Annotated in this window: 12 protein-coding genes; 3 read left to right on the top strand and 9 right to left on the bottom strand. The window is 51.2% G+C overall.

Going from position 1 to position 14495, the window contains the following annotated elements:
- Positions 1-365 precede the first annotated feature (365 nt).
- Positions 366-1262: a hypothetical protein gene (locus LF95_RS18295; RefSeq protein ID WP_073956611.1), complete on the top strand. Its 897-nt coding sequence runs from the start codon at positions 366-368 to the stop codon at positions 1260-1262.
- Between the two features lie 28 nt (positions 1263-1290).
- Here the strand turns inward: LF95_RS18295 and LF95_RS18290 are convergent, their stop codons facing one another.
- From LF95_RS18290 to LF95_RS18270, 5 genes are all read right to left on the bottom strand, one after another.
- Positions 1291-1602 carry a type II toxin-antitoxin system RelE/ParE family toxin gene (locus tag LF95_RS18290; RefSeq protein ID WP_073956610.1) on the bottom strand — a complete coding sequence of 104 codons (312 nt, stop codon included), beginning with the start codon at positions 1600-1602 and terminating at the stop codon, positions 1291-1293.
- Positions 1603-1608: 6 nt separating this feature from the next.
- Positions 1609-1881: a ribbon-helix-helix domain-containing protein gene (locus LF95_RS18285; protein ID WP_073956609.1), complete on the bottom strand. Its 273-nt coding sequence runs from the start codon at positions 1879-1881 to the stop codon at positions 1609-1611.
- Between the two features lie 183 nt (positions 1882-2064).
- On the bottom strand, positions 2065-3984 hold the full coding sequence (gene cysN / locus LF95_RS18280; protein WP_073956608.1) for a sulfate adenylyltransferase subunit CysN: 1920 nt from the start codon (positions 3982-3984) through the stop codon (positions 2065-2067).
- A complete protein-coding gene (cysD, locus tag LF95_RS18275; protein WP_073956607.1) occupies positions 3984-4889 on the bottom strand; it encodes a sulfate adenylyltransferase subunit CysD in 906 nt (301 codons plus the stop codon). Before cysD ends, cysN begins: the two co-directional genes overlap by 1 nt.
- 200 nt (positions 4890-5089) lie before the next feature.
- A complete protein-coding gene (locus tag LF95_RS18270) occupies positions 5090-5551 on the bottom strand; it encodes an Lrp/AsnC family transcriptional regulator (protein ID WP_083607808.1) in 462 nt (153 codons plus the stop codon).
- 235 nt (positions 5552-5786) lie between these two features.
- Here LF95_RS18270 and LF95_RS18265 point away from each other — a divergent pair, with 235 nt between their 5' ends.
- Positions 5787-7007 (top strand): aminotransferase-like domain-containing protein, encoded by a 1221-nt coding sequence (locus tag LF95_RS18265; RefSeq protein ID WP_073956605.1) that lies wholly within the window; start codon positions 5787-5789, stop codon positions 7005-7007.
- A gap of 360 nt (positions 7008-7367) precedes the next feature.
- Complete coding sequence (locus LF95_RS18260) at positions 7368-8561, top strand: MFS transporter (RefSeq protein WP_073956604.1); 1194 nt, start codon at positions 7368-7370, stop codon at positions 8559-8561.
- A 75-nt stretch (positions 8562-8636) separates the two neighbouring features.
- On the opposite strand, the gene LF95_RS22855 is transcribed toward LF95_RS18260, so the two are convergent.
- From LF95_RS22855 to LF95_RS18235, 4 genes are all read right to left on the bottom strand, one after another.
- Positions 8637-8759 carry a DUF2474 family protein gene (locus LF95_RS22855; RefSeq protein ID WP_143182097.1) on the bottom strand — a complete coding sequence of 41 codons (123 nt, stop codon included), beginning with the start codon at positions 8757-8759 and terminating at the stop codon, positions 8637-8639.
- A gap of 2 nt (positions 8760-8761) precedes the next feature.
- On the bottom strand, positions 8762-9754 hold the full coding sequence (gene cydB, locus LF95_RS18250) for a cytochrome d ubiquinol oxidase subunit II (RefSeq protein ID WP_073956603.1): 993 nt from the start codon (positions 9752-9754) through the stop codon (positions 8762-8764).
- Positions 9755-9771: 17 nt separating this feature from the next.
- Positions 9772-11157, bottom strand: coding sequence for a cytochrome ubiquinol oxidase subunit I (locus LF95_RS18245; RefSeq protein ID WP_073956602.1), 1386 nt, complete (start codon positions 11155-11157; stop codon positions 9772-9774).
- A gap of 370 nt (positions 11158-11527) precedes the next feature.
- Positions 11528-14269 (bottom strand): DEAD/DEAH box helicase family protein, encoded by a 2742-nt coding sequence (locus LF95_RS18235; protein ID WP_073956600.1) that lies wholly within the window; start codon positions 14267-14269, stop codon positions 11528-11530.
- Positions 14270-14495 lie beyond the last annotated feature (226 nt).

The following is a 14495-nucleotide window of genomic DNA, read 5'->3' as shown; positions in this document are numbered from 1 at the left end:
GTCGCCTGAAGGGCTTTTGTGCCTTGAAATCCCGGTTTAAAGTTTATCGGGAAGCACAAAAGTGCCGGGGTAAATGTGTTTCGTGCGCGATCCTGACTTTTCGATCTTGGACCCTGTCCAAAAGGTTTACCTGAAGATGGGGATTAAGGCGGGGGGATGCAATAAAAACCTTGTGCTGCGGCGCCCACATTGCGGCCATTGTGACGTGTGTCACCCGGAAATTCCCGGGTTTCAGCCTGAATGAATTTTTTGCGTCAGCATTGACAGAAGGCCGCGTACACCTGAAGGCGTATTTTATCCATGAAGCTTTGGGGCGGGCCGTGTATGGTTATGACTGGCGCTCGGCAACATAAAAAGGTCTGTAAATGCCGGATATTCTGACACTTGAGGAAATCACAAATCGTGCCAACGAGGAAACCCCGGTCGAAATCACGTTGCGCCAGACCAAACTGACCAAAACCTGGTTGCTGCCGCATCTGGATGCGCTTTATGTCGATTTGCAGCAATTGCGCACAGCGTTTGACAACACCTATCGCCTTTCTGCCGAAGTCACAAACAACCCGCGCCGGACCTATCCCAAGGGCTATTGTCTGGAAATCAGCAAGGGTATGCTGAACCTTTTGCAACAGCAGATCCAGCAACCAACCACCCCGGCCATGCAGGCCCTGCGCGAATTTTGCCTCAATGGGGGCATTGCCAAACGGGTGTGGGGCAATTTGCGCAACAGCTATTTCCAGAATGCCTTTCAGTTTGGCAGCCTTTATGTCGATGTTGCCAATGATACGGTCAATCCCAGCAAGCCGCAGGTGGAAATCTTGCCCTGGGCGAAATCCGGTTTTTACGCCATTCGCGACTATGCCAAATACGCCAAACTGGCAGAGGTTTATTGGGGCGGAAAGGTCTACCCCAATCGGTATTTGCCCGAACTGGCCGTAATGTTTCCCATCATCTTCGTCAATCGCTATGGCGAGGTGGAATTACAAGCCAATTACCAGACCATCCTCTATCGCAACATGGAACAGAATTTTAAATTGGCGGAAACGTACTTATTTAACCGCAAAAATTATGGCGACCCGCTGCCAGAGCCATATCATGCCTTTTTGCAAAACGAATTTGGTGCATTGGCCGAGCCGGTAGCCGATGATGCCTTGCGCAGCCTGTTTGCCGATGCCCGTAAAACCAGCTTGCGACTTGATATCACCCGCTGCCAACCCATGCTCGATCAGGCGCTTGCGATTGGGAACAGGTCGAAACGGGCTTAAGCGCGAAATGCTAAATCGTTTGGTTATCTTATGATTTCGAAAGTCGAGCGGAAATGTTCATTCGGTGGGCGTATAAAGCCTCGAGGATGATTATATCCTGACTTTCAAACCGGAAGAAGATAGATGTCGGAAAATCCTGCAGGCTCCATTTCCGGAAATCTTTGTGTTCAATCCGGGTATAGATCGGGCAGGCCAGCGGCTTTGTCGCGATGAAGCGAATGGCGCTATCGACCTGATCGACGAATTTAAGCGCGATGTTCGAGCTCGCCCGTGCGCGATAGCCGGCCGTTAAATCAACAAGCTGGCGTTTGAAAGCCGCACTGCGGACGATCCGGGTCATGAAAAACTAGTCGATTGCGATTTTGCGGGCATCAGTAAGGTCGTTATCCGTCCAGTCAGAATAATCATTTTCATGCAAAGACCGTTTTAGATGTGCATGAATGTCGGCACGTTCCTGGTCTTGCGTTTTTTCCATGTGTCGGCGCACCAGATCGCGGATAAATTCGCTGGGTGTTTCGTATAAGGCGTCTTTGCCGGTCATTTCCGCAACATAAATTGCCAATGGGTCAGGCAATGTTGCGTTAAGGCGTTTGATCATTTTTGTGTTAGAGGCAGTCATTGCCAGGCTCCTTTGTAATCTCTGTCACTTTATCATATTTGCGCGTCAAATGCGATAAAACGTGCGTTCAGCGCGCAAATTTATACTGGTTGGAAATTGCGTAGGTTTGGGGGCCAAGCGTATAATGCAAAAAACACCCGGCAAAATTCATTGCCGGGTGTTTGGTAAGCAATTAGGTCAGGGTCAGATTTCCGGGAACCAGGCAGCGAGAATGCCAAATTCCTCGAGTTTTTGGACCACCATTTCAGCAGCGTCCTCGGCAGACTGGTCCGAGGTGTTGACCGTGATTTCCGGGTTTTCCGGGGCTTCATAGGGGCTGTCGATGCCGGTGAAGTTGGCAATTTTGCCTTCGCGGGCCTTTTTATACAGGCCCTTTACATCGCGTTCTTCACAAACTTCCAGCGGGGTATTGATGAAGACTTCGATGAATTCACCGTCTTCCAGCAGGCTGCGTGCCATTTGCCGTTCGCTTTTGAACGGTGAAATGAAGGAAACCAGCGTGATCAGACCCGCATCGACAAACAGCTTGGCCGTTTCACCCACGCGACGGATATTTTCCACGCGGTCGGCATCGGTAAAACCAAGGTCCTTGTTCAGGCCATGACGGACATTGTCGCCATCGAGGCTGTAGGTATGTTTGCCAAGGGCATTGAGCTTCTTTTCAACCAGGTTGGCGATGGTCGATTTGCCCGCACCTGACAGGCCGGTAAACCACAGAACAGCCGATTTCTGGCCCTTCTGGGTGGCGCGTGCCTGTTTGTTGATGTCCATTTCCTGCCATTTGATATTGGTCGCACGGCGCAGGGAATGGTTGATCATGCCCGCCCCAACGGTAGCGTTGGTATAGCGGTCAATGATGATGAAGCGGCCCGTATGGCGGTTATCGTCATAGGGGTCAAAGGCCAACGCGCGGTCGGCTGCGATGTTGGCAATGCCAACTTCGTTTAGCTCCAGCGTTTTACCGGCCATATGTTCGAGCGTATTGACATTAACCTTGTATTTTAGGGTGCTGATCTGTGCGCCCGAAATCTGCCCGCCCATTTTGATTAAATAGGGGCGGCCCGGCAGCATTTCGTCTTCGTGCATCCAGATGATTTTGGCTTCAAACTGGTCGGCATAATCGGTGCGGGCTTCGGTCGCTGCCAGAACATCGCCCCGGGAAATGTCGATTTCATCTTCCAGTGTCAGGGTAATGGCCTGTCCGGCAATCGCCTGGTCAAGATGGCCATCATAGGTGACGATTTCCTTGACCTTGCTGGTCTGTCCCGAGGAGGAGACCACAATCGCGTCACCCGGCTTGACCACGCCCGACGATACCGTGCCGGAAAAACCGCGGAAATCCAGGTTGGGGCGGTTGACCCATTGAACCGGCAGGCGGAAGGGTTTTTCAATTGCTTCCTGCTCCACTTCAACCGTTTCAAGGTGCGAAAGCAGGGTGGGCCCCTCATACCAGGCGGTGTTGGGGCTGGATTCAATGATGTTGTCACCGCGCAGGGCGGAAATCGGGATCGCCTGAATGGAATGGTAATTCAGTTGTTGGGCGAATTCCTGATAATCGGCAACGATTTGATCAAAAGTGGCCTGATCATAATTGACCAGATCCATTTTGTTGACTGCCAGCACCACATTGCGAATACCCAAAAGGGAGGTAATAAAGCTGTGGCGGCGGGTTTGCGTCAGGATGCCCTTGCGCGCATCAATCAGGATAATGGCAACATCGGCGGTCGAGGCGCCGGTGGCCATGTTGCGGGTATATTGTTCGTGGCCCGGCGTATCGGCGACGATGAATTTGCGCTTGTCGGTCGAGAAAAAGCGATAGGCCACATCAATGGTGATGCCCTGTTCGCGTTCGGCCTGCAAACCATCAAGCAGCAGCGCGAAATCAATTTCGCCATTCTGCGTGCCAACCTTGCGGGAATCGACCTCCAGGGCGGCAAGCTGGTCTTCAAAAATCAGTTTTGAATCCCAAAGCAGGCGGCCAATCAGGGTGCTTTTGCCATCATCCACGCTGCCGCAGGTAATGAAACGCAGCAGGCTTTTTTCTTCCTGGGCCTTGAGATAGCCCAGAATATCATCGGCAATCAGATCAGACTTGTGTGCCATCAGAAATAACCTTCCTGCTTTTTCTTTTCCATCGATCCGGCTTCGTCATGGTCGATCATACGGCCCTGGCGTTCGCTAGACCGGGTCAGCAGCATTTCCTGAATGATTTCGGGCAGGGTTGCGGCTTCCGATTCAACCGCTCCGGTTAACGGATAGCAGCCAAGGGTACGGAAACGGACCGATTTCATTTCCGGCACTTCACCATCGCGCAGCGGCATACGGTCATCATCAACCATGATCAGGGTGCCGTCACGTTCAACAACAGGTCGTTTGGCCGCGTAATAAAGCGGCACAATCGGGATTTGTTCGAGATAGATATATTGCCAGATATCCAGTTCCGTCCAATTCGAGATCGGAAAGGCACGGATGCTTTCGCCCTTATTGATACGGGAATTGTAAATATCCCACAGTTCCGGGCGCTGGTTTTTCGGATCCCAGCGGTGGGTTTCGGTGCGGAAAGAGAAAACACGTTCCTTGGCACGGGCTTTTTCCTCGTCCCGGCGCGCACCGCCAAAGGCCGCATCAAACTTGTATTTGTTGAGCGCCTGTTTGAGGGATTGTGTCTTCATAACATCGGTATGTACGCTGGAGCCATGCGTGAACGGGCCAATCCCCTGTTTCACACCTTCTTTATTGATGTGAACAATCAGCTCGAAGCCATATTCCTTTGCCACCCGGTCGCGAAATTCGATCATTTCGCGGAATTTCCAGGTGGTATCAACGTGCATCAGGGGAAAGGGCGGCGGGGCCGGGTAAAAGGCCTTGCGGGCCAGGTGCAGCAGAACCGATGAATCCTTGCCGATGGAATAAAGCATCACCGGGCGTTCAAAGGACGCGGCCACCTCGCGGATGATATGAATGCTCTCGGCCTCTAGCTGGCGGAGATGGGTCAGATTAGGCTGCATTGTCTTTCCTGACGGTAAATAACACATTTATAGTGTTATTGAATTAATTTCACTTCTGTAATCCGGGTAATACGGAATGCGTTCCGATGCAAGCGCCATTTGAGAATTCACAGTAAATTTGTTGTCTCTGTGGCGAATTCCAGTTTTAATTTGTGCAATTAAACGGCCTGAATGCGGTAGGTGATTGTGGTGCCAGGCAATTAAACCGGAAAGCCCTTGAACGCTCTGGTCTGGGCAAGGGCAACGTGACCGATAAATTTGGTAATGCCCAGATTGCCGTAAATCATTTCTTCCGACAGGGAATGGTAGTGCTGCACATCGCGGCAGACGAGGCTGAGCATATAGTCATAGGGGCCGGAAATGCGATATCCGGCAACGACTTCGGGAATTTCACGGATGGCGTCGGCGAATTTTTTATAATCATCCTCTCCTTTGCCTTCCAGGGTGACCTCGGCAAAGACGCGCACATGCGGGCACAGTTTTTCAAGGTCGATCACCGCGCGATAGCGTTTGATCACCTTTTCCTTTTCCAGCTTTTTGACCCGGTCCAGGCAGGGGCTGGGGCTTAACCCCACCAGTTTTGACAGGACAAGATTGGTCAGCTTGGCATTGGCTTGCAAGGCACGCAGGATTTTAAGGTTGATCGCATCGATTTTTATCATTTTGCCCAATCTCGTGAGGTGGCGCGCATTGTAGCCAGTATCGACGCGGAAAAAAAGAATACGGTTGCAAAAAGCAAGCCGGGGCAGGCTGTCGGTTAGCCATCCGTGACTTGGGCCTATAAAAGACTGATCGGTAATTTTATTTCAAAAAATATGCTTCTTGAAGAATAATGTTGATTTAGGGCAGGATTGCTTGCTTAATAAGGACAGCAAAACTGACCTAAAGAGAAGCGCCATGACCCTCCAGTGGAATGATTTGATCGTGCGGGACGCCCGCGCCCTGACGGCGTCGGAAATCCGGGATTTGTTGAAGGTGGCCGAACGGCCGGAAATTACCTCGTTTGCTGGTGGAGTGCCTGACCCTTCCCTGTTTCCGCTGGATGATTTTAACACCGTTTACCGCGACCTGATGGCCGATGACGCCGCTGGACGCCGCAGCCTGCAATATTCGATCAGCGAGGGTTTGCCCGCACTGCGCCAATGGATTGCCGATGATCTTGCCGCTAGCGGGGCAAAGCGTGACATCGACAATATTCTTATCACCTGTGGCGCGCAGCAGGGCCTGGATATGCTGGGCCGCTTGCTGCTGGAATCGGGCCGTCAGATTGTGGTGGAAAAGCCGACCTATCTGGGCGCAATGCAGGCCTTTTCCATGCGCCGCCCGGACTATGTTGGCGTGGATATGGATGATGACGGCCCGGTGATTGACCAGCTTGAAACAGCCTTTGCCAATGGCGCGCGCATTGCCTATCTGGCACCGGATTTTCAAAACCCCACCGGCCGGTCCTATTCGCTGGAGCGCCGTTTGGCCGTGCTTGAAGTGGCACGGAAATATGGCGCGGTTATTCTGGAAGATGCTGCCTATTGCAAGCTGTCTTATGATGGCACGCAGTTGCCATCATTGCTGGCGCTAGATGAAACAAAGGGGGATCCCAATGCCGGTTGTGTCATTCAGTTGGGGACTTTCTCCAAAACCCTGGCACCGGCCTTGCGCATTGGCTGGGTCACCGCCCCGCGCCCGGTGATTGAACGGCTGGTTTTGATGAAACAGGCAGGGGACTTGCATGTTTCAACGGTTAATCAGGAAGCCGCATTGCGTGCCGCTAGCCGGTTGTTTCCCGGACATATTGAAGGTTTGCGCGATGCCTATCGCCATAAACGCGATACCATGCTGAAAGCCCTGGATGATTTTATGCCTGATGGTGTCAGCTATACGCGCCCCGAAGGCGGCATGTTCATATGGTTAACTTTGCCGGAATATATCGATAGCCGTAAGTTGCTGGAACTGGCCCTGGAAGACGCCAAAGTTGCCTTTGTGCCAGGCCAGGCGTTTTTCTGTGATCATTCTGGCACTAATACCGCGCGGCTAAGTTTTGCAACCGAGAAGCCCGAACGTATTCGTTCTGGCATCGAGCGGCTGGCTGCCTTGATCAAGCGGGTACATAATCAGTATTAAGCTGTATTCAGCTTTGGATCCAAACAGTCGGCACGGCGATTTCAGTGAAGTCTCGCCGTGTTGAACTGTATCTCGAGGCAGGAAAGGCCATATTCGACATATGGTCGTAAGGTTGCTTTTGTAATAACACATATTTTTCATGTGTTTATCTGTGTGGTGGGTGTCCGGTAGCCGACAGTTGGGCGCGCCAGGTTGTATGCCTGTTTGACTGGGCGGGTATATCCGTTTGAATATCTGCGCTAAACGCATGGCAGGGCGGCCTTTTTCACGATACTGATTTAATTGACGGCACGCAGGACGGGTATATCGTCAATTTATCCTTATTGGCGCCACCACGCCTTTCCCGCGAAAGTTCCGCCCATGTCGCTGAATGCCCGGCTGTTTTTTGCCTCGATGTTTTCTGCCCGTTTGGGCGATCAGTTTTTGCTGTTTATCGTGCCTTTGGTCGTTTATCAGACGACCGAAAGCGTTGCCCTTTCCGGGCTGGCTTATGCGGTGGAAACCCTGCCGCGCATCCTGTGCTATCCCTTTTGCGGTATTTTGTCAGATCGCGTTTCCCCCATTCGCCTGATCCGCATCACCCAGCTTGGGCGGGCCGCCATTGCTGTTCTTGGGCTGGCAGGTTTTGTGCTTTATCCCAATCCGGTATGGGTGGTGATGATTTCTGCGCTGTGTGGGGTGTTGGCCAGCCAGGGTTTTATGGCGCGCGAAGTGATGTTGCCGCAAATTTTTGCCACCGCCCGTTTTGACCGGGTCCAGTCCCTGGCGCAAACGGTGGATCAATGCAGCATCATTATTGGCCCGCTGGCTGCCGCAACCATTTTTGGCATCAGCAACTGGCAGGTTGTTGTTGGCGGTGCGGCGGTGCTGTTTATGCTGGGCGAGGCGGCGATGATGGTCTGGCGGCGGATCAATACCATTGAATTGATTGAGCCCGAAGTGACCACAACCCCCTTTATGGCCCCGCTGCGTGTGGCATTTCATCATGTGATGTATTTGCCCGGTTTGCGCCGTCTGGTGATTTTGACAGCGGCGATTAATCTGGTTTTTGGGGCAACGCTGGCCACCTCGGCGGCAGTTGTGACGGGTCTGTTTGAATTGCCGGGTAATTATTATGCGCTGTTGCAAACAATGGGCGCGTTGGCAACGGTTTCGGTGTTGTTATTGATTGCGATGACCAATTTCGGCATTGGCCGGCTTGGTGCCATTGGCTATGTGATGGTGATTGTGGGCGGCATTGTTACCGCCCTTAGCCCCAATTACTGGATTTATGCGCTGGGTTTTGTGCTGATCCTTGGTTTTGATGGCATGTATGCGGTGTATATCCGCACGGCCCGCCAGCGCATTATTCCGGCACGCGACCTTGGCAAAACAACCGGTGTGGTGATTTTGTTTAACAGTCTTAGTTTGCCACTTTCTGGCCTGATTGTGGCCCTTGCCGCCAGCCCGGCGGAAACTGGCTGGGTTATTTTGGGTCTGTCATTTCTGATGATTTTTGCCGGCCTTGCCATGACGGTCGGCGCGCGTTTGCGCAAGCCCGTTGCAACGGCCTGATGCTGATGGGTAACTGATTTTGAGGGTAAGCAAACGGGCCGCCATATGCGGCCCATTTGGTGTTTAGGTTTGGTGTTAATAAAGCCCCATCAGGGCGCGCAGGCCATAGGCCACAGCGGTAAGGGTGCTGAGCCCGGCCAGATAAAGCCCGATAAACCATAACATGCGGTGTGTTTTGTTTTTGGTTTGCGCTGCCATGATCAATGATATCCCGTATCATCGACTTTGCCACGAAACACATAATAGGCATAGGCGGTGTAGCCCAGAATAATCGGCAGCAGGACGGCGGCCCCAACCAGCAGAAAGGACAGGCTGTTATCGGGGGCGGCAGCCTCGCGGAAGCTTATGATTGGCGGGACGATATTGGGAAACAGCGTAATGCCAAATCCCAGATAACACAGGAAGAAAACCGAAAGCGTAATGCCAAATACCGTTTTTTCCCGCCGTTTTACCGCATGCCACAACCAAAACATCAGCCCGATGGTGACAATCGGAATAGGGGCAAGAATGTAGATATTGGGTGTTGAAAACCAGCGTTCACCATAGGCCGGGTTTAAATAGGTGGTCATGAGTGACACAACACCAAGGTTGGCTGCCATCCAGATGACGGCGGGCTTGGCTATGGCGCGCAAACGTCCTTGCAACGGGCCATCGCATTTCATGATCAGCCAGCCCGCACCAAGCAGGGCATAACCAACGACAACAGCACTGGCGCAAAAGAGTGAAAACGGGCTGACCCAGTCCAGCGGGCCACCAACAAAGTGGCCGTCTTGCACATTGATGCCTTCAATGAAGGCCCCCAACATGGCACCCTGCATGGCAGCAGCAATGATGGATCCGGCAGCAAAGGCAAAATCCCAGTGATTGGTGTGATCGCGGCTTTTGACGCGAAATTCAAATGCAACACCGCGAAACACCAGGGCCAGCAACATGATAATGACGGGGATATAAAAGGCCGTCATCAGCAGGGAATAGGCGGCAGGGAAGGTTGCATAAAGGCCGCCGCCCCCCAACACCAGCCAGGTTTCGTTGCCATCCCATATCGGGGCGATGGAATTCATCATCTTGCCCCGGTTTTCGGCATTCTTTTCAAAAGGAAATAGAATACCAATGCCCAGATCAAACCCGTCCATGGTAACATAGGCAAAGACGGCAAAGGCGATCAGCAGGACCCAGATAAGTTGATAATCCATAATCTTTCTCCTGCGCCTTAATGTTTGTGGCTGTCGATATGATCGACGACGCCCGCGTGATCGGCACGGTATATTTCGCCGGGGGCAATATGGGCATGGCGTGGGTCCTGGCGCATGGCACGCAGCATATAGGCCGTTCCCACGCCAAACACGATGGCATAGACAATAAAGAAGGCGATAGTCGAGCCGGCAATCGCAATGGGCGAGACCGGGGATCCGGCATCGGCAGTTCGCAGGATGCCATAAATCACCCACGGCTGACGGCCAACCTCGGTTGTGACCCAGCCTGCCAAGACGGCGATAAACCCGCTTGGCCCCATGATCAGGGCAAAACGATGCAGTATGCGGCAGTCAAACAGGCTTTTGCGGTAACGCGCCCACAGGCTGCCCAGCCCGGCCAGCAACATTAACATGCCCATGCCCACCATGATGCGGAATGACCAGAACACAATGGCTGCATTGGGGCGGTCTTCGGGGGCGAAGTCGTTAAGACCGGTAATCTCGCCATCCAGGCTATGGGTCAGAATGATCGATCCGAGATAGGGGATTTCCAGCGCATAGCGGGTTTCGCCCGCTTGCATGTCGGGCCAGCCAAACAGGATAAGCGGAGTGCCGCCCTTGGTGGTTTCAAAATGCCCTTCCATTGCCGCGACCTTGGCGGGCTGATGCTCCAGAGTATTCAGACCGTGCATGTCACCGGCAAAAATTTGCAGAGGTGCCAGAAAGGTGATGAGCCACAAGGCCATAGAAAACATGATGCGCGCGGCGGCATTTTCGCGATTGCGCAGTAAATGCCAGCCACCAACCCCGGCAACGACAAAGGCAGTGGTCAGATAAGCCGCCAGAACCATATGCGCCAAACGGTAAGGGAAGCTGGGATTAAAAACCGCTGCAAACCAGTTTTCAACAACCAGTCGCCCGTTTTCAAAGGTATGCCCCGCCGGGGTTTGCATCCAGCTATTGGCCGACAAAATCCAGAAGGCGGAAAAAAGTGTTCCAATGGCAACCATTGCGGTTGCCGTGATATGCAGCTTTGGTCCAACCTTGTTAAGGCCAAACAGCATGACACCAAGAAACCCCGCCTCAAGGAAAAAGGCGGTCAGTACTTCGTAGGCCATTAAGGGGCCGATGACCGGCCCGGAAATTTCGGCAAATGGCCCCCAGTTCGTGCCGAATTGATAGGACATGACGATGCCTGAAACCACCCCCATACCAAAGGCCAGGGCGAAGATTTTGGTCCAGAATTTATAAAGTGAAAGATAGGTATCGTTTCCGGTGCGCAGCCAAAGGGCTTCCAGCACAAGCAGGAAACTTGCCAGCCCGATGGTCAGGGATGGAAAGATAATGTGAAACGACATCGTAAAGGCAAATTGCACACGCGCCAGTATCTCAGGATCAAGCATTGCCTGTCTGTCCTTTTGCTAAGCGAAGCTCCCTTTGTTTGGTGCCAATTGCCGGCGCGATGGCTGCCAGTCAGCCATCGGGGTGATACCGGACCATGGCAAAACACCCATTCTGACCGGGTGTTCTTGGACGCCTGCCTTCTGGCAGTACACTGCAAAGATTGATCGGGTCTGGCGTCGTCAATCTGGTAAATCATCGGTCCGGATGCTGCATTGCGAATGCGCAATTTTTATTGGAATAATTTTAGATGTTGCCATTCGATATGTGTTTGACGTGATTTTTTGCGGTGTTGTTATTTTGCTGTCGAAGTGAGCTGCTTGGCGATGCAGCCTATAGGCCCTTGCTATATTTAGCAGGTTTATTGATCATTTATTCCCAAACGCTGATACGATCTGTTTTCTTTTGGAATGCAGCGGAAAAGGACTGGGTTCTAGCTTGTAGCAGCGTGATGCGGCCTTCAACATTTTTTGTATAAATCAAATCGACAGAGCCAACTCGGCGATTCCAGCATTTGGTGAAGAAGTCCGCATGTGATTTCTTCTGACCAATGATGGTTGGTACAGGATGATAATTAACACGTAAAAGCCTACCCAGATAAGAGTAATGGGTTAGCAAATAGCGCGGGTTTTCTACCGGTCCCAGGACTTCGAGCATGGCTTCGAGAAAATACTTTCTTTCTTTGGGGCTGGCACCATCCAGGCGACAAAAGACAACACCCAGGTCGTTTTTAGCCGTTTCAATGCGCAGGCCTCTTAGGTTCCTCTCGATCAGTTTCATATGGTGGAGGGTTTCCAATACCGCCCATCCAACTTGCTCTATTGAATTTTCCAGGGTTCCGTGACGAACCAGCAAATAAAGTGCTTTGACCAATTTTGGCAATGCGACGATGAAGGTAATACCGAAGATGAAGAGAAGCAGGTTGAGAAGAGAGGAGCCTTTATGAATTCCCCTGAGTAAATAAACACCCACTATTGCACCGGAGATAAGCCCTTCTGTTGTCAGGCTTTTAATTGTATTTTCGAACGCAAAGCCTTGTGGTGCATAGTTTGATTCGATCTTTTCCCGCATTTCCGGTCGGGGGCTGGAACCCAGCAACGCCTTATCCCACAATTCGGGCAATCGTTCGCGTTCGCGTGCGCGTTGCAACATCTGTTGGTTAAGGTCTGTTACTGCGGATTCTGTCCATTTCATTTTGCCAAGATTAAGTCGTTTGAAGCCGTTTTCGATAAGGGGCGGATCTTGATATGACAGTCCTTCAAAGGCGCGAAAACGCCTGCGTAACATCAGGATATCAGGCCCAAGGTCTTCTTTGATTTCATCGAAGGGATGGAAGAATTTTTGACGATCGGTTTGGCCGGTGAATATGAATCGCAGCTTGTCGCGCTGTGTTTCAATGTCAACCCCGACAAGATGCCAGATATTGGCAACTTTATCGGGATTATCGGAATTTGTGCGAATGGCACGGCCACGCATCTGGTTAGAAAGCATATAAGAGCCAACAACGCTTGCCAGAATGAGCGTGTTTAAGGATGGAGCATCCCAACCCTCGCCAAGTAGCGCCTGTGTGCCGATCAGGACAGTAATGCCGCCCGCATTGAAAAGTTCGGTAATCAAATGAACAATCTTTTGTTTGTGTTCGCCCTTGATGCTTACCGAGATATAATTTTCGTCGTGTTTAACCGCCTCATAGTGGATGTGATTCACGTCAATATCTAATTTCGGTGCAATCTTTTCAATAATGGTCCGTGATGTTTTGGGAATGAAAACAAGAGACCCGGTTAGAATGCCTAGTTTGACATTTGAAATGTCTTTTCGGCGAAGATATTCAAAGATCGGAATAACACCAATTTTGTCCATTGGCCGTAAATCAAAGGCGTTAACTGGCAGTTCCGATTTGCGAATATAATCCGTCAGGATCACCATCCGAAGATTTTCGTTCAGGTGATCTGCCTCCATGCGGGTGATGTCGGCAATGCTGTCCAGTTTACCAAGGCTACGGGTCAGTAATTTTTTAATTTCCTTGGTATTGTTAATAATAACTCTGCTGCGTTCGATGGCGCCAATCCGTTTGAGGTGCGTGCGAATTGCCTCCAGAGTACGTTCGTGCCGGTCGAGATATTTGGCATGTGTATATAAAATTCCGGTTAGTAACGTTTCCAGCCATTGAGGGTCCAGGGTGGGAATTCTGGAGTGTCCAACGCCCAAAATATCCAGCGCATAGCGCGGGGGCGGATACCCGGCAGCATTTAAAAAGATAATTAAAGAGGAAAAGAATTTGGGGTCTTGAAGGATTTCTCCAATATGTTCTTTTGTGTTATATACCCAAGGATGCGCACTTAGGGCATTCATGAAAGTGGTGTTATTTTTAAGAAAGATAATAAGCTCGGCAATGCTTTTCTTGAATTGCTTTAGTTTTTCTTTTTCCAATTTGGTCGGTAAAGAAAAGTACACATAATCCTGGTGAGGGCATAAGTCGCCATTTTTCACCAGTTCCGGTACGGAAATGACGGAATCTACCGGCCCGCAAAGTTCCTGATATTTTTGCCATTCGTTGGCATCCACGTCATAAGGTGGCGTGGCTGTAAGGGAAACGATGGTCGGTTTTTGTAACCCTTTTTTAAGTTTGGTGAGTGCTTTCCACCATTCATTCCGCAGGTGATGCGCTTCATCAAGTATGATGGTTTTGACATTCAATTGTGCAAGCTGCGTGATGATATCGGCTATTTTGGGCTTTTTGGTCGTGGCTGCACGGGGTTCTTCCTGTTCATCGGTACCCGAGAAAGCAGCATGCAAAGCCTGATAGGTAATGATCGTCAGGAATTTTGGGTTTTTGATGTCCTGCGATATCCAGTCTGGGTGTGCCTCGTCTTTCGGCAGAAACATTGACACAAGACGGTCCATCCACTGATTGCGGATCGTAATGGTCGGTGCAAGGATAACGGTTGAATGACCAATGCGGCGCATGACTTCCAACCCCAGAATGGTTTTACCCGACCCCGGTGCTGCGACCACATGAAGATGGTTGTCGTTCAGGTGGGTTTCCAATTCATGCAGAATGCGCGCCTGATACAGTCTCCAGTCGGCCTGAAATTTTAGCTTTTTAAGGGGCATGGTTTTATTCCGGTTATGTGTGTTTCAGGTCGGAAGTGCGCCGATGAGAACTTTTAGCCAGTTCTGCTATGGGGCGACAAGATTTTACGCGAATGCAAAAAGAAGGAGGACAGAATCTTAAGGTGTTGCCGCAGTCTGAGGTTTTTTCTTGTTTATTGCTTCCTGCATAAAAATCTGAAGTTTGAAGGGATTTTAGACGTTCGAGTGATCCGGTCGGCTATACGTT

Origin of the sequence: Thalassospira sp. TSL5-1 (assembly GCF_001907695.1) — a bacterium.
In the GTDB taxonomy this organism is placed as follows: domain Bacteria; phylum Pseudomonadota; class Alphaproteobacteria; order Rhodospirillales; family Thalassospiraceae; genus Thalassospira.
Note: the sequence above shows the minus strand (reverse complement) of the source record. Positions and strands in the feature narration are given on the sequence as shown.

Bases quoted from the DNA above. Each gene is read 5' to 3' on its own strand.
- LF95_RS18290 (WP_073956610.1), bottom strand. From the start codon at position 1,602: ATGACCCGGATCGTCCGCAGTGCGGCTTTCAAACGCCAGCTTGTTGAT.
- LF95_RS18235 (WP_073956600.1), bottom strand. From the start codon at position 14,269: ATGCCCCTTAAAAAGCTAAAATTTCAGGCCGACTGGAGACTGTATCAG.
- LF95_RS18285 (WP_073956609.1), bottom strand. From the start codon at position 1,881: ATGACTGCCTCTAACACAAAAATGATCAAACGCCTTAACGCAACATTG.
- cysD (WP_073956607.1), bottom strand. From the start codon at position 4,889: ATGCAGCCTAATCTGACCCATCTCCGCCAGCTAGAGGCCGAGAGCATT.
- LF95_RS18270 (WP_083607808.1), bottom strand. From the start codon at position 5,551: ATGATAAAAATCGATGCGATCAACCTTAAAATCCTGCGTGCCTTGCAA.
- cydB (WP_073956603.1), bottom strand. From the start codon at position 9,754: ATGGATTATCAACTTATCTGGGTCCTGCTGATCGCCTTTGCCGTCTTT.
- cysN (WP_073956608.1), bottom strand. From the start codon at position 3,984: ATGGCACACAAGTCTGATCTGATTGCCGATGATATTCTGGGCTATCTC.
- LF95_RS18265 (WP_073956605.1), top strand. From the start codon at position 5,787: ATGACCCTCCAGTGGAATGATTTGATCGTGCGGGACGCCCGCGCCCTG.
- LF95_RS22855 (WP_143182097.1), bottom strand. From the start codon at position 8,759: ATGGCAGCGCAAACCAAAAACAAAACACACCGCATGTTATGGTTTATC.
- LF95_RS18295 (WP_073956611.1), top strand. From the start codon at position 366: ATGCCGGATATTCTGACACTTGAGGAAATCACAAATCGTGCCAACGAG.
- LF95_RS18245 (WP_073956602.1), bottom strand. From the start codon at position 11,157: ATGCTTGATCCTGAGATACTGGCGCGTGTGCAATTTGCCTTTACGATG.
- LF95_RS18260 (WP_073956604.1), top strand. From the start codon at position 7,368: ATGTCGCTGAATGCCCGGCTGTTTTTTGCCTCGATGTTTTCTGCCCGT.